This is a genomic window from Bacillus manliponensis, assembly GCF_000712595.1.
Classification (GTDB): Bacteria; Bacillota; Bacilli; order Bacillales; family Bacillaceae_G; genus Bacillus_A; species Bacillus_A manliponensis.
Map to the genome: position 1 here is coordinate 65,950 of NZ_JOTN01000001.1, position 26,449 is coordinate 92,398.

The following is a 26,449-nucleotide window of genomic DNA, read 5'->3' on the forward strand; positions in this document are numbered from 1 at the left end:
AAAAAGCTGTCCTATACATGGACAGCTAATATATTATGTATTTCTAAAAGATCCGCTTCTGACAAACGAACTTCACTCGCTTTTACGTTTTCTCTTATTTGCTCTGGTCGCTTCCCACCTGGAATAATTGTATTTACTCCATTTTGAGCAAGGAGCCATGATAAAGCTAAGTTCGGCACACTCATTTCTTTTCGATATGCAATTTGTTTTAACCTTTCAACCTTTGCTATATTTTCTCCATATTGTTTCGGAGCAAATAAAGGAACACTTTGTCTCCAATCTCCTTCACTTGGAGTAAAATCTTTCGTATATTTTCCACCTAAAATACCAAACGCAAGCGGCCCATATGGAATAAATGAAATATCATTTTCTTTGCAGTATGGTAAAATCTCCTCTTCAACAGACCGATCTAACATATTATAAGCACATTGCACCGCATTAACTTCTCCATATAAATTCGCCTCCTTTAATTGCTGCAAATTCACATTAGAAATGCCGATAGCTCGAATTTTCCCTTCTTCTTTTAAACGTGACAGTTCCCCAACTGCCTCATATAACTTTACATTTACATCGGGAAAATGAATGTAATATAAATCAATATAATCTGTGTTCAACCGTTTCAAGCTATTTTCAACTGCACTTCGTAAATAGCTTGGTTGATTGTTGATACGATTCGTACCATCCTCTAATCTTTCAATTGCCCCTTTTGTCGCAATTACAACATCAGAACGTTTCTCTTTAAGAGCCTCTCCAACAATCTCTTCAGAACGACCGAATCCGTAGGCATCTGCCGTATCAAAAAATTTCACCCCTACACGCAGTGCTTCTTGGATCATCTCTCTTCCTTTCCCCTCATCAACATTGGCGTAAAGATTGTGACCTCCTACTGCATTTGTTCCAAATCCAATTTCAGAAATCATAATATTTGTCTTATTTAACCGTGAAAAATTCATCCCCAAAACCCCTCACTATTTTAGTATATTTCCATTGTTCGAATATCATCGAACAATGGAAATATATCACAAATTGTAGTATAGTTCAAGAAAACAAACTTAACGATTATAGAAGGTGACTACCATTGAGAACACTGTATCATCCGACCATAGACGAAATTCGTTTATCCTCTATTCTGTACGCCCTGAGTGATCCAATTCGGCTTACCGTTTTCAAGGAACTATCAGGTAAAGGTGAACAATCTTGCAGCGCATTAAACATTCCAGTTGCGAAATCCACACTCTCTCATCACTTTAGAACATTAAGAGAATCCGGTGTGATTCACACGAGAGTGGAAGGTAAACAGCGCTTTATTTCCATTCGAAAGGATGACTTGAACAAACGCTTTCCCGGATTGTTACAAGCGATTTTACAAGCGTCTAAACCATTTTAAAGATTGCCCAGAGTCTGGCAATCTTTTTTGTTATAATAAAGTCAGAAAATTTTAAAAGGTGGGATTTTATGCCTCATACTCATTTACAACAAAAACTTCTGCACCTATTGAATGAAACATATAGCGAACTTAAAATCTCTAACATAAAAGTAGCCGGAACCGGTGTACAAAATGTCGTCTTCCGTGCTGATTCAACTCAAGGGCCATTAGCATTTCGTGTACCATGGGAACGTCAAGTAAACAATATAAATGACGGTTCATTCCATAGCCGACTTTCTTTAGAAAAAGAAGCAAAACTAGCACAATTTTGCAGTCAAAACGGCATACTTGTACCAAAAGTCCATAAGCTCCATCTATCAGATGAGCTCGATTTCTTAATTTCAGACTTCGTACCTTCTAATAACGTACCAATTTGTGCTCATAAAATAGGAGAGTTCACCAGCAAGCTCCACCGTATCCAAGCGGACGAGTTAGAAAGTGAACAACCGACTAGTCAAATTCTCGCGAAACGTATCATCGAAAGGACAGTAGCATTCAACAAGATTACAAACTGTCACATTCAGCTACCAACAATGCAAGAGATAGAAACTATTTTACAAGAAGGAGATTCAGTAAAGCGTTTGTTACATATGGATATTCGTCCTGTGAACTTCCTCGTTTATGATGGTGAAATAAAAGTAATTGTCGACTGGGATAATGCACTCATTGGTCATCCCCTCCTTGACTTAATGAGGGTGAAAGAAACAAATGAACTAAATTTTGAAGAATTCCAAGAAGGTTATGCGAACAAACAAATTTTCAGCTCTCTTCCATCTGCTGTTGCACTCTTTTACCAGCTTGATACAGCCGTTATGCTAGCGAACTTGTTTATTGATCGCTTACATATAAAAGATAAAGGAATATATTACAAACAACGTGTAAAAACACTGAGCAAAGAAATCTATATATCATTATAAACTTCTGGAAATCTCTTTATTTTATTTATATATTTAATATATCAATAGAATGAAAGGGTGTACGAGCAATAGAAAAACAAGGACGTCAATTTAAACTCGATTTTTATCTTATCGGTATTTTAGTGCTACTTGCTGTTTTTAGCGTTATAGCAATAAAAGGCGCACAACCATTACTGCCTGAGAAACTTCAAGGAATTAACTTTGCAAGCAAGCAAATGTTTTGGTTTATTTGCGGCGCTATAATGGCGGGTATTGTCATGATTATTGATTATGATCGCTATCAGCATATTATTTGGTATTTGTACGGCATTTGCTTTATTTTACTGTTAGGTTTGAAACTAGAAGTGCCTGGTGCACTTCGAATAAACGGAGCAGTTGCTTGGTATAAACTTCCAGCCATTGGGAATTTTCAGCCTTCTGAGCCGATGAAAATTATTATTATTTTACTCGTGGCGAAAATTATTGCGAATCATAATAAACAGTTTACATCACCACGTCTCCAGGATGACTTTTTACTAATCGGAAAAGTAGTCGGTGTTGTTTTGCCACCACTTGCATTAATTGCAATGCAACCAGACTTAGGGCATGTAATGGTTATTTCTTTCATTACTTGTACAATGCTTCTCGTTTCTGGTATTCGCTGGCGCATCATTATAACAGTAGCCGTTGCTGGAATGAGTGCGATTACTGGATTTCTACTCATTTATTTTAAGTTTCCTCATTTATTAGGGATGCTATTTGCAAAGGACTACCAATTAGACCGTTTTTATGGATGGCTATCCCCACATGATTATCCAACGCAAGGGTATCAGCTTGTGAACTCCATGCTCGCGATTGGATCGGGGGAACTGACTGGTAAAGGGCATTTACAAGGAAATGTGTATTTCCCAGAAGCTCATACTGATTTTATTTTTGCTGTCGTTGCGGAGCAATTTGGGTTTATCGGTGCTTGTATGTTAATTTCCTTATATTTCTTACTCATTTACCGCATGCTTATGATTGCGTTAGAAAGTAACGATACGTACGGTACATACATTTGCTGTGGATTTATCGGATTAATTACATTCCAAGTGTTCCAAAATATCGGGATGACAATTGGATTGCTGCCGATTACAGGGATTACACTTCCATTTATGAGTTACGGAGGAAGCTCCCTCGTTCTCTCATATATGGTCGGTATTGGTCTGATTTTAAATGTACATTCACGAACAAGAACATACATGTTTGATTCATCAAATGATTAAAAAGGAAGCATCTTACTGCTTCCTTTTTTCTAACTTACAAAAATGTAAGTTAGCTGTTAGTCAATTCGATGTTTTCATTCTTTCGTTCCGGATAAACTAAAGATAATCAATCACTTAACAAAAGGAGCGGATAAACATGGAAAACCAAGATTTATTATTTACACAAATTGTAACGGGATCTTGTTTAGGAGGATTTGTTTTATTAACTTCAATTGCGGGTATCACTAAAGTTGTTCAGCACTTTTTTATGTAATATCTACTACTTCAAAGTCCTCACACAACTTACACTTCAACTACCCTTCTCATAATAAAACACCGTAGCGAAATCGTTACGGTGTTTTATTATTACTGTTTACTTTTCTTAAACATAGAAACAATTGCTACAACGAATAATGAAATCACACCACTAAACAGGAATAAGTATCCAATTGGTATTAAAAAGAATGGCTCTTTCAGCGTCCCATCAGGCGCCACCTCTGAACCAATCATGCTAAATAGTATGAAACAAAATACCCCTAAAAATAATGGAATAGAAGCCAAAATATATTTATTTCTCATAGTATGTTCTCCTTAAACGGAATCTTTTTGTTACTTTTGATAAACATATAATAACCTACAAGAACCCGAAAAACAACACTTTTTTATTGAAAAACAATAAATAAATGTTGTTTAAAAATAAAAACCACCATTCCCTATGAAGATGAACGGTGGTTTTTACCTTCTATTTGGCGATACTGCTTAATCTGGTTCAAGCATAACGCTCTCATATCAGGATGCGTTTTATAATTTTTATACCATTCCACTGCATAATCTAATGTTTGTCCTATTGACCATCTTGGGCTCCAATTTAATTTGAAATTTGATTTGCTCGTATCAAGATTCAGTAATGTTGTTTCATATAGCCTTTCTTTTTGTAAACTTATGATATCCCAACTACCTGATCCCCAGCTCTTTATTATACGAGTTACAACTTCTTCTACAGGAACAAGACTTTCTTGTTTTGGACCAAAGTTCCATGCCCCGGAAAAACGAGTACCTTCAGTTATCAATTTTTCTGTTAACAATAAGTAACCACTTAATGGTTCCAAAACATGTTGCCATGGCCTTACCGCCTTTGGATTTCGAACCATAATTTTTTCTTTAGCTTCAAGAGCTCGTATACAATCAGGAATAATTCGATTTACTGACCAATCGCCCCCACCAATGACATTACCAGCCCGTACACTGGCAATTAATTTCTGATGTTGCTTATATTTATCTTCCGGAAAGTACGAGTTACGATAAGAAGAAATTAAAAGTTCACAGCAACCTTTGCTAGAGCTATACGGATCATGTCCACCCATCGCATCATGTTCCCGATATCCCCATACCCACTTTTTATTCTCATAACATTTATCACTCGTCACCATGATACACACTTTCACCGAATCATTTATCCTAACTGCTTCTAATACATTAAGTGTCCCCATCACATTCACATCATACGTTTCTTTTGGATGAGAATAGGAATAATTCACAAGTGGTTGTGCAGCGAGATGAAATACAATTTCCGGCTCATATTTCTGAAAGACTTCATTTAATTTTTGAGAATCTCGAATATCTCCGCGAATATCAATGACTTCACTTTGAAGATTTGTGACAACAAAGTTATCATGCTCAGTTTGAGGAGCTAAGGAATACCCAATTACAGTTGCCCCCAATTCTTTTAACCATAGCGATAACCAAGAACCTTTGAAACCTGTATGCCCTGTAACTAAGACCTTCTTTCCACGAAATGTATGATTTACCAAGTGATTCACACCTTTAAACAATAAAATTCAGTATAAATGTTTATTTTGCATATACCATCTAATCGTTCTAACAATCCCTTCTTCAATACCTATTTTGGGTTCCCAAGCAAGCAGCTTTTGCGCTTTATGAATATTCGGCTGAGGAACCCATCTTTCATTTCCTCTATAAGGGAGTGCACCATAATTAGGTACTCTATCTGTCTGCAAGTGCTTGAAAATTAACTCGACGTAATACTTTAATGGATGCACTTCTCCACTTCCGATATTAAAAATATCATGTTGTATTCCATTATTTTCAATCGCTAATATGCAAGCGTCAACAATGTTATCGATATAACAATAATCCCTCAATTGGTTACATAAAGTTAAATCAACACTCTTACTATTTAATACTTGTAAAATGATATAACTAAACAATTTATGCGGCGCTTCAGCCTCACCGAATACACCAAAAGGCCTGAGCGTTATAATATTTATATTGTTTTCCAAAGCAATCTGATGCGCAATAATTGTGGCCGCTGCTTTGCTACTTCCATAAATGTCTACAGGGGTTAATACCATATTTTCATCGATTGGTTTCGTCTTATTACCATATTCCGAACTACTTCCAAAATGAATAATTTTTTTACAATCTACTAACTTCGCAGCCTGAACAATATGAATTGTCCCTATCACGTTTGTTTCAACAGCACTCATGTAATCCTGATTTGCTGAATCTACACCATATGCAGCAAGGTGGAAAATATAGTCTGGCTTAAATTGTTTTATTGCATTTTGAACTTGCACTCTATCTTGTATATCTACCTCATACTTTTCAATATTGTGTGATCTGTCTGTTAGACGCCAAGAATTGGATGGTTTTCTAACAAACAAGCCTACGTTAGCCTGTTGTCTTAATAATCTCTTCACTAAATGGGAACCAATAAATCCGTATCCGCCAGTAACAAGAACCCTACTACCTTGTAAAGGACTATTCATAATTGCTTGTTCATCCCTTTTACATAAAATTAAAACCAAAGTTTCGCCTAGAAGAAAATGAAGGTGGATACTGAAAATAATTTTTTATTGAAGTTTTTTCTGTATATAAAGGAGTAAGAGATCTAATAGAAGTGTTTCGGAGTATGTTACATGTATTTCTTAGTGCTTCTATATAAGGAATGTATATATTTTCTAAAATTGATTGGTCTATGTTAAGCGTTTCATGCTTCCATAAATCAAATTCATGTTCATTAAAAATTTGCAGGCTCCCAAAATGGAAAGTAATGAGTTCATCATCATCGATTAACACTTTATTTTTTGCTATATTTACCTCATACTCATCATTTAAAATTAAATTCCATGGTGCCGCATCTATTCCTTTACGTTCCATAATTTTTATGTTAGAAAATAAATCAGGAATATGATTTAAATATTTTTGATCTCCCCATCGATTAAATTCAGTATCATGCTGATCATAACAATACTCTAAACATTTATCCCTCCACCAACTTAGAATATCCATACTATTTTTATCCTTTTTAAATCCGATTAATCCAGCTTGATAACTTCCATGTATACTTTCTAGTTCTTCTGTCCCTCTTTGCGGACAAAGAAATATAGAATACTTCCACCATTCATCTAAAATGACATTCGGGTTCTCAAAGAAGTACATATCTGTGTCACAATATATAATGTGATCAACCTCGGAATAATGATGAAGAATATGAAGGCATAAAGGAGCTTTTAACGTCCAGCAGTATTCTTGTAGGCTCCTTTCTTTTTTTACATATAAAAGTTCTTCGTCTTCTATTTCTTTCACGTGGACAATTGTTGCATGTTTTAAATTCATCTTTACTAACGCTTGATACGTAAAATCATCCATACAACACATCCATATGTTAAAGTTCTTTATTTGCCCTTCTAATGAATAATAACAGGTGAGCGCTTGAATTAAATATTTTCGACTGACGATGAATGAAAAGTTCAAGAAACGATCCCATCGGTTCATGCTTCTTCTTAAATGAGAATCTTTATATAATGTTTGCGCTTCTTCAATATCCTTTGTACTAATCAATTTATCAACTTTTTTACCAATTATTACTTTTAATTCTGTAAAGATTGATTGAATCCGATTTAAATACGGGGTATAAATAAAATCTAGTACACGATTCGGGATTGTAATTTCTCCTAACGACCAAAGATCAAACTCATGTTCATTAAAAATTGTTATGCATGCAAAATGATAGACGACCAATTTATTTGAATCAATATACACATCATTAGAACTTTTAGAAATGTTAAAGTTGTTATTGTAAACACAATTCCACGGTGCCGCATTTATTCCTAAGTTTCTTGATATCTTTACTTTTGGAAAATAAATCGGAATATAATCTAAATATTTTTGATCCCCAAATCTTCCCTTATCCGGCTTTGAACCACACCAATCCAGGCATTTTTCTTTCCACCATCTTACACTTTTTAGTCCGTAGATATCATTTTTAAAGCCAACTAATCCTGCCTGATATTTCCCGTACATTCGCTCTACCCAATCACGATCTCTTTGCGGACAAAGAAAGACAGAGCTTTCTCCCCACTCTTCAAAAATAGCAGTAGCATCTGAGAAGAAACATAGATCACCATCACAATAGAGAATAGATGGCAAATCATAGTTCACTAGCAAATACTCAATTAAAACGGGCTTTAATGTCCAACAATATTCATTCACTTTTCGTTCTTCTTTAATACTTTGTAACCGCTCATCCTCTAACTCTTCCACTTGTAAGAGAACGACATGATCCAAATTCATTTTCTTAAATATAGAATACGCAAATGAATCTATACAACAAATCCACAACGTGCACTCACTTGCATTCTGTATTAACGATTGTTGTAACGCAAGCACTTTTAATACATATTCCTTTCCAACTATGACACAAAAATGATTCTCCTTTTCAGATTGCTTACTACGATTGAACTGAGACTCTTTAATGGACTCTTCACTGCGTTCTCTGATTGAATCTTTCATTGGCCTTTTAAATTGTTCTTCGGTGGTGGTTTCATTGACTGGTTCTCTACTGGATTTTTTCATCGGTCTTTCAATTTTTCCTTCGATGGTGATTTCGTCGACTGATTCTCTACTGGATTTTTTCATCGGTCTTTCAATTTTTCCTTCGATGGTGATTTCGTCGACTGGTTCTCTACTGGATTTTTTCATCGGTCTTTCAATTTTTCCTTCGATGGTGATTTCGTCGACTGGTTCTCTGATTGATTCTCTAATTGAATCTTTGATAGATTCTTTCATCGGTACTTTCATTGATTCTTTAATTGATTCTTTCATGACCTCTTTAATTGTAGAGCCTTTAGACACTTTCGATTCTTTTTTCGTTTTAGAAGGAATGTAAAGCCGTGGTAAACCCTCTTTTCTATCGTTAAATTTCACTGCCCATTCACTCCTTTCAACTATTTTTGTCCGAACTCCAGCTTTCATTTGCATCTTTCAAGTCTTTTGGTGTATCAACACTAATCCAAAATCCATTATATTCAAATACCGCTAGCTCATTATCTTTTATTAAATTACGCAATGGTTCTTCCTCAAGAACACATCCACTTTCATCACTTAAATAACGAAAAATTTCCTTGTTACATACAAAGAAACCTCCATTTACTAACGCATCAAGTAAAGGTTTTTCCTGAAATTCCGTTGCAATTCCTTCTTCTACTTGCAATAAGCCATATTGACTATTTCTCTTAATTCCAGTCAACGTCGCCACTTTCCCTTTCTCTTTATGAAATTTCACAAGTTCATCAATATCAATATGTGCTAATCCGTCACCATACGTTAATAAAAACATCCCATCTTGTACATAACTTTCAAGCTTCTTAATCCTTGCCCCAGTCGCCGTTTCAATTCCCGTATCAATAAACGTAATATTCCATGGTTCTCGCTTTCCAAGTAATTGATGCTGATTCTTTTGAAGATCCAAAATAAAATCATGTTCTTTCCAAGTGTAATGCATGAAATATTCCTTAATTTTCTCCCCTTTATAGCCTAACGGTAAAATAAACTCTTGATGTCCAAATTTACTATACCATTCCATAATATGACAAATTAGGGGTTTTCCTTGAACTCGGACTAATGGTTTCGGAACATCTTCTAAAATCCCTTGCATTCTTAGCCCTTTCCCACCACACAAAATGATGACTTTCATCCCATCTCCCCTGACGCGATCGTATTTAATATATGGCTAATTTAAGTTATGCGGACAGATGACGAACTGTGTCGTTGTACTAGTTGTATAGTAAAAAATGAGCTTGGACAAATAAATTGCAACTTCACTCAGTGGGCTGTTACTGGCTGTTAATCTCCCACCTACATTTCTTTGCTTCTCTCAAGTTTTGAGGCAGGAGTCTTACAGCCAGTTAATGCGGGATAAAAAAAGGAAGCATAACCCTGCATGTTATGCAAAGTTATGCTTCCTGTTATAACAATGTGACTTAACTTATACAGTTGCATACCAATAACCCATAAACTTGCAGAAAGTTTATTTGGGAGGCATAACATTACACAAAGTTTCTATAAGCTATAGCGGTTAGAGTACTCAAAAAATTTTGTTTCAATCAAACATTATCACTGTTTTTTACTATAACTTCACCATTAGGGTACCTGTGCTTAATATAATCTCCTCCCCAATCACAAAGTACCTGCAAAACCTCTTTCAAAGATTCCCCGTACTCTGTAAGGGAATATTCAACTTTTGGTGGCACCTGATTGTATACCTTTCTAGAAATCAAACCATCTCTTTCAAGCTCTCTTAATTGTTCAGTAAGCATTTTTTGCGTAATACCAGTTACCAAGCGTTTTAATTCACCTGTTCGTATTGGACCTCTTGTTAAATGGTACAAAATATGAGCTTTCCACTTCCCCCCAATCACTTCTAAAACTACTTCAATTCTATTGTTGTATTGTTTCTCCATACTTAACTCCTTTTATATTTTGATAGGTACTTTTTTGTGCCTATAGTACTAAAAGGTGTCTATATTACAAAAAAGTGCGTACTTTTTATTTTATCTGTACTATACCATAATAGGTTTTGTTAGCAACTTATGCGAAATATCGATGTGACCTTACACATTAAATATTCCGTTCATAATACATTCAATTTCAAGAATGATGGAGGTAGTAAAGATATGAAAAAAGAAAATCGTACTGCAAATTTTTATGATGTGATTCGTGACCGTCGTTCCGTTCGCTTTTATGATTCTTCAGTTAAAATGACTGATGAAGAAATTAAAGAACTTCTTGAAGAGGCAATGCTAGCACCAAGTGGAACAAACTTAAATCCTTGGCGCTTCATGGTTTTCACAGATCAGGCTCTTAAAGAAAAACTTCTTCCAATGGCTTCAGGGCAACAACAAGTAGTTGATGCATCCGCAGTTATTGTGGTGTTAGGAGATATGGATGCTTACACATTAGAAAACGCTGATAAAATCAATCAAAGAGCTGTAGATGCTGGTTTTATGACGAAAGAAATTAAAGATAGAATTAACAACAGTGTACAGGGGTATTACGGTTCTGTAAGTGAGCAAGTAAAAAAAGAATGGCAAATGCTTGATGGTGGTTTGTTAGCTATGCAATTTATGTTAGCTGCAAAAGCAAGAGGATACGATACAGTACCTATGCTTGGCTACAGCATTGAAGAGTTCCGTAAAGAATTTAATGTCCCAGAAAACTTAGTTAACGTTTTAATGATTGCTGTTGGTAAAGCGAAAGAGCCAGGATTCCCAACAGTGAGATTAGGTGTTGATGAAGTAACTTCTTGGAATGGAGAACTTTAATCATCACTATTTTATAGGGTAATTTCTATATTAGGGGGATTAACCGTCCTCCTAATACTAACCGCACAATAGAAACATTTATGAACTCGATATAGAAATGAAAATACACTCTAATAATAGATATAAAGTATCTATATTAACTATAAAGGAAGGATTTTTATGAAATTAAGTGTTTTAGATCAAACTCCTATTTCAAATGGACATACTCCTCATGAAACGATACAAAATACGATTGAACTAGCTCAACTAGTGGATGGGTTAGGGTATCACAGAATATGGTATTCCGAACACCATGGGTCTGCAAACTTGGCAAGTGCTTCACCTGAAATATTGATTGCTCATATTGCATCAGTAACAAACCAAATTCGTGTTGGTTCTGGCGGAATCATGTTGATGCATTACTCACCATTAAAGATGGCGGAAATATTTAAAACATTAACGACATTGTATCCTAATCGAATTGATTTCGGTGTAGGTCGTGCACCTGGCGGTGATCAATTTTCTACCCTTGCATTGCATGAAGGAAAACAACCAAACTTGTTCAATCAGTACGATAAATTAGTGGAAACAATGATGTTTATGTCAGAGACGATGCCTGCTGATCATTTGTATAATCGTACGCTGGCTGCCCCATTAGGTGCTCTATTACCTGAAGTTTGGTTATTAGGATCTAGTGGAAATAGTGCTGCACAGGCAGGACGATTCGGCATTGGGTATTCATTTGCTCAGTTCATTAGTGGACAATTATCTGCCGAAATGTTGGAGTCTTATCGTACAAATTTCACTCCTTCAGAGTTTCTGCAGACCCCTCAAATTAATGTTGGTTATTTCGTGATGGCAGCAGAAACAGCTGAAGAAGCTGAATATCATGCAGCTAGTTTAGATTTAAATTTATTATTTTTAGATAAAGGAATGCCTTTCCAAATCGTATCTCCTGAGGACGCATTAAATTATTCTTATACTGAAATGGATAAGATGCGTATACAGAAAAACCGTAACCGATTCCTAGTAGGGAGCGCAAAAGATGTCGCAAATACGTTACGTGAACATGATGAGAAATTTGGTATTAATGAAGCTGTAATTGGCACAATCAGTCATAGCCATGAAGCAAGACTGCAGTCTTATCAATTACTTGCAAAAGAACTTTTATAAGAAGAAAGGTGGAAAAAGAAATGATTGAAATTTTAAATCGAATTAACATATTAGCTAAAAAACAAAAAGAAGATGGTTTAACACAAACAGAGTTAAAAGAGCGTCAAGAATTACGTCAAGAATATCTTCAAATTATTCGTGGTCAAGTAAACAGTACAGTTACAGGATTAACAATATTAGATCCTTTAGGTAATGATGTTACACCTGAGAAATTAAAAAAAGAACAACAAAAACAATCATTTAAAAAGAATGATGACGCATGAAAATGACGGCTGGCGTGGAACAAGCTGTATATGCTCTTTTGTTACTTAATCGTTTACCTAAGCAGGCTATGCTGTCAGGTGAGTCGTTAAGTCAGCAGCTACATGTTTCTCCAACTTATCTTAAAAAATTAATGAGAAAACTTGTGCGAGCAGGGCTTGTTTCTTCAGTGCCAGGCGCAAAAGGTGGATTTCGGTTACTAACTGTTTCTGAAAACATTCGAATATATGACGTATACATCGCCGTAGAAGGCTTAGAATCCCTTTACCGTTCAAATGGTATCTTCCATGCGATGTTCCAATTAAAAGAAAACAAAACCTGTCTATTATCCGATGTAATGGAAGAAGCTGAAGATGCTTGGCAATCTATCTTAAAACGTACCACAATTGATTCTTTACATGAGGCGCTTAATAATACCTCTTCAAAGGAATCTCTTACTAAAATTGATTCTTGGTTAAAAGAAAAAGTTGTCTTATAAAATCATTCCATTTTGTTGATTAATGGAAATTTACAAATAATGTTTAGGGGGAATTTGATGTTTGTTAGAGTGGTAACTTTCGATTGTAAATCGGGAATGGAAGAACAATTACGAGAAATGGGCCGAAATATGCTCGTACCTATCAACAAAGATGCAGGCTGTATTCATGCATATTTCTTAGAACCTAGCGTTGAAAACGACAATGCTTCTTTTGGTGTAGTAAGCATTTGGCCAGATAAAGAGACGTTAGACACTATGAAGCATAGTAAAAGATACCGTACTTTAATTCAAAATATGAGTCCTTTAATTGAATCGTTAACAGATTGTCTCTACTTGACAGACTGAATGACCATAATAATACTCAATTTGTAAATGAGAAGGACTAATTTCCCTACCATCTATGTCTGTATAAGAAATTTACTACATGAAAAGAAAATAGATACTACGCGCTATACTGGACATGGTATATGCTACTAATTAGAGTATGTTTAAACTCCTATTAAGCTATCCACAAGAAGATGTCATTCATATCGTCATCTTTAAATTACAATAACCTCTAAATTTACAGAAGCATATTCTTGCACAACAAAACAGGAAGCATAAACCTGCATGTTATGCAAAGTTATGCTTCCTGTTATACAAAAATGTCACTTTACCTATAAGTTGGCCATGAGTTAATTATTAACCCATAAACTGGCCATGAATTCTACAAAGCAGCAAATAAGAATACCTATTAACAGCATAGGGTATTTAAAATTTCAATAAACTTTATTAAATCATTTGAATTCTTAGAAGTACCATTGAGTACCTTTGCTGTATCAATAAACCTATTACCTCCATATTCACTACTCCGCAGTAAATATTTTTTCTAATATCGGGGCAATTATTTTATTCAATAATAGTTCAAAGGATAAATGGTGCATCTGAGCAGGCCTTACTAAATAATTGGTAATCTTAAAGGGATAGGCACTATAAATAGTGCCTATCCCTTTAGGATTAAGAGCATATAGGGGTAGCGTCAGGAAAATGCAGATTTACAACGCTAAGGAAATATCACTTATTAAAAAAGCCGATTTCCATCTCAAGGAATCGACTTTTTTTAGTTATTCTTAATGAACTAACGCATGCGTTAGTTGCATAAGTAAGAGGTTTGAAAAAATAGCCTGTATATATTTGAACGATGAATAACTCACCTATTTTCTTGTGTTCGCTCGCACTATATACAGAAATTTCATAAAAATGAAACATATTATTTATCTGTTTGTTTTTGCTTCTTTTTCAAATACTCCGCACGCAATTTTTCAAGTTGCTGCTTTTTATCAAATTTGGCAGGCTTCTGTTTTTCATGAAACTTTGTCACAGCTACCTGACCTTTGTAATCCAATTGATATTTTCCCACTTTGTTCACCTACTTTTCTTGTCTTTAAAGAGAATCTATTCAACAAATATAATACACCTTATTTTACTGAAGTAGACCTTATTACTTTATTAGTTTTTCTACTTATATCCATATTAATCCAAATATCCCCTACTTAAACTAACCTGTCCCGTTAGTTTAAGTAGGAAACTTCACAATCTCAATAGAGTAAAGCCTATTGGTACATAATCACCTTTAAATTAGACTTCATAATGTCTCATAAGACTTGTATCAAAATGCTTATCGTTGTAAATCCGCATTTTCCTGACTCTACCCCATATTGGAAGCATAAGTTAGCCGTAAACTAAAAGAAGCATAAGTTCGCCAAAACGGCCATCTTATGCTTCTTGTTACAAAAATAAAAAAACCACCAAATATGTATTTTGGTGGAGACGGTGGGAGTCGAACCCACGTCCAGAAATATCGGCACTTAAGCTTCTACGAGTGTAGTCGATATATTAGCGTTTCGCGAATTTTTCGGCCTATCGACAGGCTTCCAAATTGCTAGTCTGATTGTTCTCTTCCTTTGCCCTCAGACGGCGAACTCCGGCGTAGCCCACTAATAAGTGAACCTCTCTAAACTAACCACATGGGCGATGGGTAGGAGAGGCCTTTAGGTGCTATTAAGCAGCTAAAGCGAAATTGTTTTGTTTGCCAGTTATAGGCTTTGACGTTTTAACGAGGCCGATCCCCTCGACTCGCGACTTAAGCTCGAACTATCCCTGTCGAATCCGTAACGTCCCCATATAAGAAAATGGAGCTTACGAAGTATATTCGTGATAGCTACTAATGAGCTGTTTTTCAATGTACAACTTGCTTACATGACTTATTATAGCATACGTTCTCCATTTTACAAATGTAAATTTCTGTATTACATCTTTTGACGATCGCGGAATACACGTGCAATTTCACGCTTTGCTTCTTTCTCTTTTAAATCATGACGTTTATCATATTGTTTCTTACCTTTTCCTAATCCAAGCGCCATTTTTGCAAATCCATTTTTTAAATAGATTTTAACGGGAACAAGCGTATAACCAGTCTCTTTCGCGTAGCCAATTAATTTTGCAATTTCTTTCTTATGAAGAAGTAACTTTCTTGTACGAAGCGGATCGTGGTTAAAGCGGTTTCCTTGCTCATACGGACTAATATGCATGTTGTGTACCCACACTTCACCGTTCTGTACACGTGCGAAGGCATCCTTTAAGTTCACGCGCCCAGCGCGAATTGATTTAATTTCTGTTCCTTGCAAAACAAGCCCTGCTTCATATGTTTCTTCTATAAAATAATCATGGTATGCTTTTTTGTTTTGTGCAATGACTTTCCCTTGACCTTTAGGCATCTCTTTCGCCCCTTCCTTCATTTGTATTATTGTAGCAAAATCTAAAGAAAGACGCCACTCATCACTATATTCTGCAGTTAGAAACATATAAAATAAAACCCCTGCTCGATATGTTTCGTTGCGCAGGGGCTTTACTATTATTTACGCTTCTTCTTTTTTCTCTTAAAGCTTGGTGCATTTTCGAAGAATGATTTTTTCTTCTTTTTGCCGTTATCTTGTTTACCGCGGCTGCTGCTAGCTTCTTTACCTCCGCCTGGGCGTCCACCGCCGCGCTTTTTGTCACGGCCCCGGTCTTCGCTGCCGCGCTCACCACGGCGCCCGCGTCCACCGCGTCCGCCGCCTTTGGAACCGTCGATGACAACTGGGCGATCTTTTCTTACTCGCTTCGCCCCACCTTTCATACCAACGATTTCAAAGTCAATTGCACGTTCATCTTTATTAACGTTAATTACACGAACAGTAATTTCATCACCGATGCGGAAGACGTTTCCTGTACGCTCACCAATCATCGCAAAGTGCTGCTCGTCATAACGGTAATAATCGTCCGTTAAGTAACTTACATGAACGAGACCTTCAATTGTATTTGGCAGTTCTACAAATAAGCCGAAGTTCGTTACGGAGCTAATAATACCGTCATATTCTTCGCCCACTTTATCAAGCATGTATTCTGCTTTTTTCAGTTCGTCTGTTTCGCGCTCCGCCTCTACTGCGCGGCGCTCCATGTTGGACGAGTGCTCCGCAATATCCGGTAAGCTCTCGCGCCATTTTGCTTGCGTCTTCGCATCGATTTTGCCGTTAATGATGTACTCACGAATTAAGCGGTGCACAATCGTATCTGGGTAACGGCGAATTGGCGATGTAAAGTGTGTATAGAATTCGGTTGATAGACCGAAGTGACCTAAGCTCTCCGCATCATAGCGCGCTTGCTTCATGGAGCGCAGCATCACTGTCGAAATGACTACTTCTTCCGGCTGTCCTTGTACCATTTCAAGGATTTGCTGGAGGGCGCGTGGATGAATCTCATTTGCACGACCCTTTACGGCGTAGCCAAAGTTTGTTACGAATTCAAAGAAGCGCTCTAACTTATCTTCTTTCGGATCTTCGTGAACGCGGTACATGAATGGCACGTTCATCCAGTGGAAATGCTCCGCAACTGTTTCGTTTGCAACAAGCATAAATTCCTCAATTAATTTCTCGGCAACAGAGCGATCACGCATAATAACTTCTGTCGGCTTTCCTTCTTCATCTACAAGTACTTTCGCTTCTTTAAAATCAAAGTCAATTGCACCGCGGCGCATACGTTTATCACGTAGCACAGAAGCAAGCTCTGCCATGTCCTTGAACATCGGTACAAGCGGCTCATAGCGCTTAATTAATTCCTCGTCTTCATCTTCTAAAATACTTCTTACGTCAGAGTACGTCATACGCTCCGTCGTTTTAATGACACTTTGGAAAATTTCATGTTTTACAACGTCACCAAGCTGGTTAATTTCCATTTCACAAGAAAGCGTTAAACGATCTACTTTCGGATTCAATGAACAAATACCATTTGATAAACGATGCGGAATCATCGGAATGACGCGGTCAACAAGATAAACACTTGTTGCGCGCTCAGCTGCTTCGCGATCAATTGGCGAATCTTCATGTACATAGTGACTCACGTCAGCAATGTGTACACCTAGTTTGTAGTTTCCATTCTCAAGCTTCGTTACTGTTACCGCATCATCTAAATCTTTTGCGTCCGCGCCATCAATTGTAACGATGACTTCGTTACGAAGATCGCGGCGGTCTTTTACATCTTCTTCTGAAATCGTTTCTGGAACGCTGTTTGCATGTTCCATTACGTCCTCTGGGAAAGTAAGCGGTAAGTTATGCTTATGAATAACGGATAAAATATCAACACCTGGATCATTTTTATGACCAAGAATTTGAATAACTTCTCCTTCTGCGCTCAAGCGATTTTCCGGATAGCTCGTAATTTTCACGACAACTTTATGTCCGTCCACTGCTCCCATAGATGCGCTCTTTAAAATGAAAATATCGCTTGTCCAGCGTTTATTGTCAGGAATAACGAAACCAAAGTTTTTCGATTCCGTATATGTACCTACCAACGTCTTCGTGCCGCGCTCAATAATGCGCACGATCGATCCCTCTTTACGAGAACCACTTGACTGTGAGCTAATGCGAGCAAGTACAGTATCACCGTGCATCGCACCATTTAATTCTGTTGGCGGAATGAAAATATCATCCGTTCCTTTTTCTTCTGGCACAACAAACGCAAATCCGCGCTCATGTCCAATTAATTTCCCGCGCACTAAATTCATTTTTTCTGGGAGACCGTAGCGGTTGCTTCTCGTACGAACGACAAGACCTTGGTCCTCCATCACAACTAATGCTTTAACAAACTCTTTGAAATCCGCTACTTCTTCAATACCAAATGCTTCTTCTAGCTCTTGAACGGTTAGCGGCTTATATGCTTCTTCTTTCATAAACGATAACAATTTATCGATGTTTTGCTGCATAATTTCTTCCAAGTAGAAATACCTCCTTTATATTTCTTTGTTTTATTAGTGTATCCGAAAATTATATGGTGTATAAAGTGAAACTGTAATCAGCCCGACCAATCGGGCTTTTACGTGTAAAAAAGAGGCAACTAGCTGTTACCAGTCTAGTTGCTCCAGGAAGTTGTATATATCCTCGTGCAGCTCATCACGTTGTTTATCAAATGTAATCGCATGGCCAGATTCCTCATACCATTTGATTTGTTTCAGATTCGATTCTACACCGTTATAAATGATGTTTGCACTATCTGTATTAATCATGTCATCTTGACGCGCTTGCACAACAAACGTTGGCGCATAAATCATATCGACATTGTTACGTACGTCTTGAATTAAATCTTGAAGCGCTTTTAACGTGTTCATTGGTGTTCCTTGAAAAGCAATCATTTCTTCGTTAATTTGCTCTGGTGATTTACGCTCACGCTTTTTATATTCGCGCGCATACGCTAATATTCCTTGATACATCGTCTCTTCACTCTTAATATACATTGGGGCACACATCGTGACAACACCAAGAACCGGCATTGCATATGCAAGTTTTAACGAAAATACGCCGCCAAGTGATAAGCCGACTGCCGCGATCTTTTCATACCCTAAATCTTTTAAGTGCTGATACGCCTTCGTTACATCTTCCCACCAGTCTTCTGGACCTGTATGAACAAGCTCTTCTGGCTGTATGCCGTGACCTTTATAAATCGGTGCATGACATGTATATCCTTTCGTCTCTAAATAACGACCAAGCATACGTACATCTGCTGAATTTCCTGTAAAACCATGCAGTAACAATACAGCACGGTCCCCTCCTTCAAACGTGAACGGTTTTGGAGATGCGATTTTCATCATATTTTTTCTCCTCTTTCTGCCTTATAATCTTCTCTATTTGTAGTGTACCATAGTTCCGTTTCGATAATCTAATGAGATACTTTTTTCATATAACAAAAAAGATTCAACCGTTATAGTTGAATCTTTCCGTTCTTATACATTTAAATACGTTACCGCGATTGTTAATGCGAAGAATAATACCGAAAGAGCAATTGTAATGCGATGTAGCACTGCTTCCGCTCCGCGTGCTTTTTGCTTACCAAATAATTGCTCTGCGCCGCCCGAAATTGCCCCGGAAAGACCATTACTCTTACTTGATTGCAGTAAAACAAGTACAATTAATAGAATAGATACGATAATAAGTAAAGCTGAAACAAACGTATGCACTCTTACGTACCTCCTAAAAAGTTTCAATTATTTTAAATGTATCACAAAACAGATGGAAAAGCGAGAACACATTACAGAAGAAATGCAGCAAAGAGTGGACCTAACATACACGTTAAAATTGCTGTTAATGTCATCGTTACTGATCCGATTACTCCTTCATGCTCATTATTTTTCATCGCGCGCATCACCCCTAAAATGTGAGAAGCGCAGCCAAAACTAATTCCTTTCCCAACCGAATTTGTAACGCGGCTCCATTTTAATAAGGTTGGCCCCGCAATCGTTCCCGTAATTCCAGCAACAACAACAAATGCCGCCGTGAGCGATGGAATGCCGCCCACTTCTTCTGATACACTCATCGCTACTGGCATCGTCACTGACTTTGGCAAGGACGATAGTAATAAACTTTTATCCGTTCCCATTAACGTCGCAATCACAACATCACTCGTAATCGCAACAACCGTCCCGACAAACACGCCGCCACCAATTGGCACCGCGTACTTTTTCAAAATATGGCGCTGCTTATAAAGCGGAACCGCAAACGCAACGACGCCCGGCCCTAGCAGCTTCGCAATCCAGCCGCCCCCGCTTTGCATGTACGATTCGTATGGAATATTCATTGCAAGTAATAAAATTGCCATAAATGCCGTCCCCGTAAGAACCGGAATCGTGAAGGGGGATGGAAGCCAGCCATACACCTTCTTCGCTAACATATATAACATAATCGTAATAAGAATCCAACCGATTGCTTTTACAATGCTCACTTTGCTTCCTTTTCCTTTCTATTTGCTAGATATTGTCCTGTATGCCCTGCCGCAATGATAATTAAAAACGTGCTTGCAATTACTGTTAAAAAGAGTGACATTCCTTGATGCACAAAAAAAGAACCGTAATTCATTAAACCAAGCGTTGGTGGTACTAATAAAAACGGCATAATCGCAATGAGCGTCTCTGCTCCTAGTTCAAACCATTTAATCGGGAGCACCTTTAAGCAAAGCGCTAAAAATAACAGCCCCATCCCAATTAAACTGCCAGGAATCGGAAGCGCTAACTGGTGCTGCACCCACGTTCCCAACACATTAAACAAATACAGAGCTGCAATTTGAACAACAACTTTTGTCCATTTCATCTATATCAAATCCTTATGCTTACTTTCTAACTTAATGATAGTACAAATTGTAAAAAGCTGCAAAGTATTCACTTGACAAGGAAACACCATTGTGGTAAGCGGTTTCATCATTGTTGTATATATGTTTTCGACGTTTTCCTTTTAAATATAAATACTTCACTTAGTAAATTTTTTATTTAAAATCAACCAAATAGAAAAGAAGCTACACCTACAGCTCCTTTTCTTCCTCAGCATCGTCATCCATAAAACGAAACAGAACTTCTAATACAATTGCCGATATTCCAGCAACGATTAAAATTCCATTTGGTGACATTTGTACCGATGTTACGTTTAAATCTGCTAACCAAAAATAGCCGACATACATCGTTAAAAACGATGCCACTGTCGAAATTGTGATTCCTAAGAAACCTAGTTCTTTTAGCTTTGCTTCTGACAACTTACACATATTTAAAATAAGTGTGAATAAAATTCCGATTACGAAAAACCAAATACATAGTGTAACTAATGACATAATGCCCGGATATACAATTTCATCTGGCATCCATTGTTTTAGTACAATCATTAAAAGTGATGGTACTAGAATTGGGAGCAATAACGGAAATACTATTTTAAAAGCAGCAACAACTGCTGTACCTTTTTTATTTTGGTTATCCATAAATAACACTCCTAACATGATGAAAAATTCCTTATCTAGAATATCATGAATGGTTTCGTTGAATGAGATAATTCTTTATTCAGATTAGTTTTCAGGGAAATTTTCTATCGGCTATTTTTCACTTCTTTCGGCGATTCTGTGCCCTCTATCGGCCATTTCACATCATTTATCAGTGATTCTGCCTCACGACAAAAAAACAGACCACCCACCAGGGTAGTCTGTTTCGTTATATTCTACAATTACTTCTTGATGTTGTAGAAAGATTTAGCGCCATCGTAGATAGCGATTCCTTGTAACTCGTCCTCGATGCGTAGTAATTGGTTGTACTTCGCAACGCGGTCTGTACGGCTCATAGAACCAGTTTTGATTTGGCCAGCGTTTGTTGCAACTGCGATGTCAGCGATTGTAGCATCTTCAGTTTCACCAGAACGGTGAGAGATAACTGCTGTGTAACCAGCACGCTTAGCCATTTCGATTGCTTCGAAAGTCTCAGTTAAAGTACCGATTTGGTTAACTTTAATTAAGATTGAGTTAGAGATACCTTTTTCGATACCTTCAGCAAGTTTTTGTGTGTTTGTTACGAATAGATCGTCACCAACTAATTGAACTTTGTCGCCAATACGCTCAGTTAATAATTTGTGGCCATCCCAGTCGTTTTCGTCTAAACCATCTTCAATAGAGATGATTGGGAAATCTTTGCAAAGCTCTTCGTAGAAATCAACCATTTCTGCAGAAGTTAAGCCAGTGCGGCCTTCACCTGCAAGGTCGTATTTACCAGTTTCTTTGTTGTAGAACTCAGAAGATGCAACGTCCATTCCAAGTAATACGTCTTCGCCAGCTTTGTAACCAGCTTTTTCGATTGCTTCGATAATTACTTCTAAAGCTTCACGGTTAGAACCAAGGTTTGGAGCGAATCCACCTTCGTCACCTACTGCAGTGTTAAGACCTTTAGCATGTAATACAGCTTTTAGAGCATGGAATACTTCAGCACCAGTACGGATTGCTTCTTTGAATGTTGGAGCACCAACTGGTAAGATCATGAACTCTTGGAAGTCAACGTTGTTATCAGCATGAGAACCACCGTTGATGATGTTCATCATTGGAGTTGGTAATTGCTTCGCGTTGAATCCACCAAGGTAACGGTATAATGGAAGACCTACATAGTCAGCTGCTGCGTGAGCTACTGCCATAGATACACCAAGAATAGCGTTAGCACCTAATTTACCTTTGTTAGCTGTACCGTCTAATTCGATCATAGCGCGGTCAATACCAGCTTGATCAGTTACGTCGAAACCGATGATTTCGCGAGCGATTTCTTCGTTTACGTTTTCTACTGCTTTCTGAACACCTTTACCAAGGTAACGAGATTTGTCACCGTCACGTAATTCTACTGCTTCATGTTCACCAGTAGATGCACCACTTGGTACGATAGCGCGTCCGAATGCGCCGCTTTCTGTGTAAACTTCTACTTCTACAGTTGGGTTACCACGAGAGTCAAGGACTTCGCGAGCATAAATATCAGTAATGATTGGCATAATATTTCTCTCCTTTTGTATGTTAGAGTTATTTAATAATTGTCTTACCTGTCATTTCTTTTGGTTGTTCTACATTTAGAATCGTAAGCATCGTTGGGGCGATATCTCCCAAAATACCGTCTTCACGAAGTTCTACGCCTTCTTTTGTAACGATGAAAGGAACCGGGTTTGTTGTATGGGCTGTCATTGGTGTGCCTTCTGGAGTTAACTCCTCGTCAGCATTACCATGGTCAGCAGTAATAAGTGCTACACCATCTTTTGCAAGAATCGCTTCTACAACTTTTCCTAAACATTCGTCAGTTGCTTCTACTGCTTTAATTGTTGGTTCCATCATCCCTGAATGGCCAACCATATCACAGTTTGCAAAGTTTAAAATGATAACGTCATGTTTATCATTTTCGATTTCATTTACAAGAGCGTCCGTTACCTCATAAATGCTCATCTCTGGCTGCAAGTCATATGTTGCAACTTTCGGTGAGTTAATTAAGATACGTTCTTCTCCTGGGAATTCAGCCTCACGACCACCGCTAAAGAAGAATGTAACGTGCGGATACTTTTCAGTTTCCGCGATGCGAAGTTGCTTTAATCCCGCTTGCGAAACAACTTCACCTAATGTGTTATCTAGGTTCATTGGCTTGAACGCTACATAACCTTGTACCGTTTCACTAAAGTGTGTCATACAAACGAATTCTGGAATGTGAGGTACTTTTTCACCACGATCGAACTCACGGAAGTCTTCGTTTGTAAATACACGTGCAATTTGAATTGCGCGGTCAGGACGGAAGTTGTAGAAGATGACTGCATCATCATCACTGATTGTTGCAACTGGCGTTTCATCTTCATTAACGATTACAGATGGTAATACGAACTCGTCGTAAATACCATTTGCATAAGAGTCCTCTACGCACTCAAGTGCAGATTTATAAGTAGGTCCTTCGCCGTTCACCATGGCACGGTAACATTTTTCAACGCGATCCCAACGCTTGTCACGGTCCATAGAGTAGTAACGACCAGAAATCGTTGCGAATTGTCCTACTCCTGTTTCTTCAATTACTTTGTTTGTTGCATCGATATACTTCTTAGCTGTTTGTGGCCCAACGTCGCGGCCATCTAAGAATCCGTGGATATATACTTTCTCCACGCCTTCTTTAGCAGCTAGGCGAAGAAGAGCAAACATATGCTCAATGTGACTATGCACCCCGCCATCAGAAAGTAAACCGAATAAGTGAAGTGCTGTACCCTTTTCTTTTACATGCTTAATTGCACTTTGGAATGTTTCGTTCTTATCGAACTCACCTTCACGAATCGCAACGTTCACACGTGTTAAGCTTTGATATACAACGCGGCCAGCACCAATGTTTAGGTGACCTACTTCAGAGTTACCCATTTGACCTTCTGGAAGACCTACCGCTTCACCAGATGCCACTAGCGACGTGTGAGGGTATTGGTTCCAGTAACGATCAAAGTTTGGCTTTTTCGCCTGAGCGATTGCATTCCCGTAAGTTTCTTCACGAAGAGCAAAACCATCAAGAATGATTAAAGCTGTTGGCTTTCTCATTTTACTCCCTCCAGAAGACCTAAGAAGGAAGCAGGCTCAAGGCTTGCGCCACCTACTAAAGCACCATCGATATCAGATTGCGCCATGTATTCTTTAATGTTTTCTGGTTTTACGCTACCGCCGTATTGAATACGAACTGCCTCTGCAGCTTCTGGAGAAACAGCTTCCGCAACAACTTTACGGATGTGCGCACATACTTCGTTTGCATCTTGTGCAGAAGAAGATTTACCTGTACCGATAGCCCAAATTGGCTCATATGCGATAACAGTAGCTTTCACTTGCTCTTCAGTTAAACCAACAAATGCTTTTTTCACTTGGTCAGCTACAAGATCAAATGTTTTGCCGCTTTCGCGCTCTTCTAATGTTTCACCACAGCAAACGATTGGCGTTAAGCCGTGCTCAAATGCAGCGATTGTTTTTTTGTTTACTGTCTCATCTGTTTCAGCAAACATTTCACGACGCTCAGAGTGGCCAAGTACTACATAGCTCACTTTTAAGTCGCTAAGTGCTACTGGGCTAATTTCGCCAGTGAAAGCACCATTTTTTTCGAAGTGCATGTTTTGTGCACCTACTTGTAAGTCCGTTCCTTCAGCAGCTGCTACAAGGCGCTCTAAGAAAAGAGCTGGAGAGCAAACTACAGCGTCAACAGCAGTCGCTGCTGGGATTTGACCTTTTACTTCCTCTACGAAGCTAACTGCTTCAGATAGAGTTTTATTCATTTTCCAGTTACCTGCGATAATTGGTTTACGCATGCCTGCACCGTCCTCTTTTATATTACTTGTCGTTTAGGCAAACAACGCCAGGAAGCTCTTTACCTTCCATGAACTCTAATGACGCACCGCCGCCAGTAGAGATGTGGCTCATTTTGTCTGCTAAGCCGAACTTCTCAGCTGCTGCTGCAGAGTCACCACCGCCGATAACAGAGTATGTATCTTCTGCATCTGCTAATGCTTGTGCTACTGCTTTTGTACCGTTCGCAAATGGAGTCATTTCAAATACACCCATTGGTCCGTTCCATACTACAAGCTTAGAGTTCTTAATTACGTCAGCATAGATTTCGCGAGTTTTTGGCCCGATGTCTACACCTTCCCAGCCTACTGGCATAGAGTCGATGTTTACAATTTTTGTTGTTGCTGTTTCAGAGAATTCTTCTGTGATAACAACATCAACTGGCATATAGAAGTTTACGCCTTTTTCTTTTGCAAGTTGCATAAACTCTTTCGCTAACTCTAACTTATCATCTTCGCAAAGTGATAGACCAATTTCATGACCTAATGCTTTTATGAATGTGTAAGCAAGACCGCCACCGATAATTAAGTTGTCTACTTTATCAAGCAGATGACGAATTACGCCGATTTTGTCTTTTACTTTCGCACCACCGATGATCGCTGTAAATGGACGATCTGGGTTAGAAAGAGCTTTACCTAATACTTCTAATTCTTTCTCCATTAGAAGACCAGATACTGCTGGTAAGTGATCTGCGATACCTGCAGTAGAAGCGTGAGCACGGTGGGCTGCACCAAATGCGTCGTTTACGAAGATATCAGCAAGTGCTGCAAATTCTTTCGCAAGTTCTGCATCGTTTTTCTCTTCACCAGCGTAGAAACGTACGTTTTCTACTACTAGTACGTCGCCTTCGTTCATTGCTGTAACCATTTCTTGTACAGCTGGTCCGAATGCTTCGTCCGCTTTTTTCACGTCTTTACCTAGAAGCTCAGCTAGACGCTTTGCAACTGGCGTTAAACGTAACTCTTCTACAACTTGTCCTTTTGGACGACCTAAGTGGCTCGCTAAAATAACTTTTGCGCCATTTTCGATTAGGTACTGGATTGTAGGAAGAGCTGCACGAATACGAGTCTCATCCGTAATTTTGCCTTCTTTCATTGGCACGTTGAAGTCAACGCGGCAAAATACGCGCTTACCTTTTAAATCTACGTCACGAATTGATTTTTTGTTCATTGGATTTC

Annotated in this window: 27 protein-coding genes and 1 other RNA gene; 8 read left to right on the forward strand and 20 right to left on the reverse strand. The window is 38.0% G+C overall.

Annotated features, from left to right (window positions below; translation table 11 throughout):
* Positions 1 to 11: 11 nt before the first annotated feature.
* Positions 12 to 953 (reverse strand): aldo/keto reductase, encoded by a 942-nt coding sequence (locus tag BAMA_RS00300; RefSeq protein ID WP_034634902.1) that lies wholly within the window; start codon positions 951 to 953, stop codon positions 12 to 14.
* Positions 954 to 1,078: 125 nt separating this feature from the next.
* Here BAMA_RS00300 and BAMA_RS23695 point away from each other — a divergent pair, with 125 nt between their 5' ends.
* From BAMA_RS23695 to BAMA_RS00310, 3 genes are all read left to right on the forward strand, one after another.
* Positions 1,079 to 1,387, forward strand: coding sequence for an ArsR/SmtB family transcription factor (locus BAMA_RS23695; RefSeq protein WP_084157823.1), 309 nt, complete (start codon positions 1,079 to 1,081; stop codon positions 1,385 to 1,387).
* A gap of 68 nt (positions 1,388 to 1,455) precedes the next feature.
* Positions 1,456 to 2,343: a phosphotransferase family protein gene (locus BAMA_RS00305; protein WP_034634904.1), complete on the forward strand. Its 888-nt coding sequence runs from the start codon at positions 1,456 to 1,458 to the stop codon at positions 2,341 to 2,343.
* 68 nt (positions 2,344 to 2,411) lie between these two features.
* A complete protein-coding gene (locus tag BAMA_RS00310; RefSeq protein WP_034634905.1) occupies positions 2,412 to 3,587 on the forward strand; it encodes an FtsW/RodA/SpoVE family cell cycle protein in 1,176 nt (391 codons plus the stop codon).
* Positions 3,588 to 3,932: 345 nt separating this feature from the next.
* On the opposite strand, the gene BAMA_RS00315 is transcribed toward BAMA_RS00310, so the two are convergent.
* From BAMA_RS00315 to BAMA_RS00340, 6 genes are all read right to left on the reverse strand, one after another.
* Positions 3,933 to 4,145, reverse strand: coding sequence for a DUF3955 domain-containing protein (locus BAMA_RS00315; RefSeq protein ID WP_034634907.1), 213 nt, complete (start codon positions 4,143 to 4,145; stop codon positions 3,933 to 3,935).
* A gap of 134 nt (positions 4,146 to 4,279) precedes the next feature.
* The gene (gene rfbG, locus BAMA_RS00320) at positions 4,280 to 5,386 is read right to left on the reverse strand and encodes a CDP-glucose 4,6-dehydratase (protein WP_034635580.1); all 1,107 of its coding nucleotides are present in this window, start codon (positions 5,384 to 5,386) and stop codon (positions 4,280 to 4,282) included.
* Positions 5,387 to 5,404: 18 nt separating this feature from the next.
* A complete protein-coding gene (locus tag BAMA_RS00325) occupies positions 5,405 to 6,355 on the reverse strand; it encodes an NAD-dependent epimerase/dehydratase family protein (RefSeq protein WP_034635581.1) in 951 nt (316 codons plus the stop codon).
* 19 nt (positions 6,356 to 6,374) lie between these two features.
* On the reverse strand, positions 6,375 to 8,381 hold the full coding sequence (locus tag BAMA_RS00330) for a glycosyl transferase (protein WP_420834699.1): 2,007 nt from the start codon (positions 8,379 to 8,381) through the stop codon (positions 6,375 to 6,377).
* A gap of 430 nt (positions 8,382 to 8,811) precedes the next feature.
* Positions 8,812 to 9,564: a sugar phosphate nucleotidyltransferase gene (locus tag BAMA_RS00335; RefSeq protein ID WP_034634909.1), complete on the reverse strand. Its 753-nt coding sequence runs from the start codon at positions 9,562 to 9,564 to the stop codon at positions 8,812 to 8,814.
* A 409-nt stretch (positions 9,565 to 9,973) separates the two neighbouring features.
* Positions 9,974 to 10,330, reverse strand: coding sequence for a winged helix-turn-helix transcriptional regulator (locus tag BAMA_RS00340; protein ID WP_034634910.1), 357 nt, complete (start codon positions 10,328 to 10,330; stop codon positions 9,974 to 9,976).
* Between the two features lie 213 nt (positions 10,331 to 10,543).
* Between BAMA_RS00340 and BAMA_RS00345 the strand changes: the two genes are divergently transcribed.
* The 5 genes from BAMA_RS00345 (at position 10,544) to BAMA_RS00365 (ending at position 13,427) form a co-directional block, all read left to right on the forward strand.
* Positions 10,544 to 11,191 carry a nitroreductase family protein gene (locus tag BAMA_RS00345; RefSeq protein ID WP_034634912.1) on the forward strand — a complete coding sequence of 216 codons (648 nt, stop codon included), beginning with the start codon at positions 10,544 to 10,546 and terminating at the stop codon, positions 11,189 to 11,191.
* A gap of 159 nt (positions 11,192 to 11,350) precedes the next feature.
* Complete coding sequence (locus BAMA_RS00350) at positions 11,351 to 12,343, forward strand: LLM class flavin-dependent oxidoreductase (protein ID WP_034634913.1); 993 nt, start codon at positions 11,351 to 11,353, stop codon at positions 12,341 to 12,343.
* Positions 12,344 to 12,363: 20 nt separating this feature from the next.
* Positions 12,364 to 12,606: a DUF896 domain-containing protein gene (locus tag BAMA_RS00355; protein WP_034634914.1), complete on the forward strand. Its 243-nt coding sequence runs from the start codon at positions 12,364 to 12,366 to the stop codon at positions 12,604 to 12,606.
* Positions 12,603 to 13,082 (forward strand): RrF2 family transcriptional regulator, encoded by a 480-nt coding sequence (locus tag BAMA_RS00360; protein WP_034634915.1) that lies wholly within the window; start codon positions 12,603 to 12,605, stop codon positions 13,080 to 13,082. The genes BAMA_RS00355 and BAMA_RS00360 overlap by 4 nt, the downstream gene beginning before the upstream one ends.
* 57 nt (positions 13,083 to 13,139) lie before the next feature.
* Positions 13,140 to 13,427 carry a putative quinol monooxygenase gene (locus BAMA_RS00365; RefSeq protein WP_235184403.1) on the forward strand — a complete coding sequence of 96 codons (288 nt, stop codon included), beginning with the start codon at positions 13,140 to 13,142 and terminating at the stop codon, positions 13,425 to 13,427.
* Between the two features lie 904 nt (positions 13,428 to 14,331).
* Here the strand turns inward: BAMA_RS00365 and BAMA_RS24835 are convergent.
* The 13 genes from BAMA_RS24835 to BAMA_RS00425 form a co-directional block, all read right to left on the reverse strand.
* Positions 14,332 to 14,481 carry a hypothetical protein gene (locus BAMA_RS24835; RefSeq protein WP_034634917.1) on the reverse strand — a complete coding sequence of 50 codons (150 nt, stop codon included), beginning with the start codon at positions 14,479 to 14,481 and terminating at the stop codon, positions 14,332 to 14,334.
* Between the two features lie 402 nt (positions 14,482 to 14,883).
* Positions 14,884 to 15,243: a transfer-messenger RNA gene (ssrA, locus tag BAMA_RS23700) on the reverse strand.
* A 127-nt stretch (positions 15,244 to 15,370) separates the two neighbouring features.
* Positions 15,371 to 15,838, reverse strand: a complete 468-nt coding sequence (smpB, locus tag BAMA_RS00375; protein ID WP_034635587.1) for an SsrA-binding protein SmpB — start codon at positions 15,836 to 15,838, stop codon at positions 15,371 to 15,373.
* Between the two features lie 137 nt (positions 15,839 to 15,975).
* Positions 15,976 to 18,360 carry a ribonuclease R gene (gene rnr, locus BAMA_RS00380; RefSeq protein WP_415782858.1) on the reverse strand — a complete coding sequence of 795 codons (2,385 nt, stop codon included), beginning with the start codon at positions 18,358 to 18,360 and terminating at the stop codon, positions 15,976 to 15,978.
* A 138-nt stretch (positions 18,361 to 18,498) separates the two neighbouring features.
* On the reverse strand, positions 18,499 to 19,242 hold the full coding sequence (locus tag BAMA_RS00385; RefSeq protein WP_034634921.1) for an alpha/beta hydrolase: 744 nt from the start codon (positions 19,240 to 19,242) through the stop codon (positions 18,499 to 18,501).
* Positions 19,243 to 19,374: 132 nt separating this feature from the next.
* Positions 19,375 to 19,608 carry a preprotein translocase subunit SecG gene (gene secG / locus BAMA_RS00390; RefSeq protein WP_034634922.1) on the reverse strand — a complete coding sequence of 78 codons (234 nt, stop codon included), beginning with the start codon at positions 19,606 to 19,608 and terminating at the stop codon, positions 19,375 to 19,377.
* A gap of 71 nt (positions 19,609 to 19,679) precedes the next feature.
* Complete coding sequence (locus tag BAMA_RS00395) at positions 19,680 to 20,327, reverse strand: LrgB family protein (protein WP_051758855.1); 648 nt, start codon at positions 20,325 to 20,327, stop codon at positions 19,680 to 19,682.
* A gap of 38 nt (positions 20,328 to 20,365) precedes the next feature.
* The gene (locus BAMA_RS00400; RefSeq protein ID WP_034634926.1) at positions 20,366 to 20,734 is read right to left on the reverse strand and encodes a CidA/LrgA family holin-like protein; all 369 of its coding nucleotides are present in this window, start codon (positions 20,732 to 20,734) and stop codon (positions 20,366 to 20,368) included.
* 208 nt (positions 20,735 to 20,942) lie between these two features.
* Positions 20,943 to 21,389 carry a hypothetical protein gene (locus tag BAMA_RS00405; RefSeq protein WP_034634927.1) on the reverse strand — a complete coding sequence of 149 codons (447 nt, stop codon included), beginning with the start codon at positions 21,387 to 21,389 and terminating at the stop codon, positions 20,943 to 20,945.
* Between the two features lie 239 nt (positions 21,390 to 21,628).
* Entirely contained in the window at positions 21,629 to 22,924 is a 1,296-nt protein-coding gene (gene eno / locus BAMA_RS00410) for a phosphopyruvate hydratase (protein ID WP_034634929.1), read from the reverse strand.
* A gap of 28 nt (positions 22,925 to 22,952) precedes the next feature.
* Positions 22,953 to 24,482, reverse strand: coding sequence for a 2,3-bisphosphoglycerate-independent phosphoglycerate mutase (gene gpmI, locus BAMA_RS00415; protein WP_034634931.1), 1,530 nt, complete (start codon positions 24,480 to 24,482; stop codon positions 22,953 to 22,955).
* A complete protein-coding gene (tpiA, locus tag BAMA_RS00420; RefSeq protein ID WP_034634933.1) occupies positions 24,479 to 25,234 on the reverse strand; it encodes a triose-phosphate isomerase in 756 nt (251 codons plus the stop codon). The genes gpmI and tpiA overlap by 4 nt, the downstream gene beginning before the upstream one ends.
* A 22-nt stretch (positions 25,235 to 25,256) precedes the next feature.
* Positions 25,257 to 26,441 (reverse strand): phosphoglycerate kinase, encoded by a 1,185-nt coding sequence (locus BAMA_RS00425; protein ID WP_034634945.1) that lies wholly within the window; start codon positions 26,439 to 26,441, stop codon positions 25,257 to 25,259.
* Between the last annotated feature and the right edge of the window lie 8 nt (positions 26,442 to 26,449).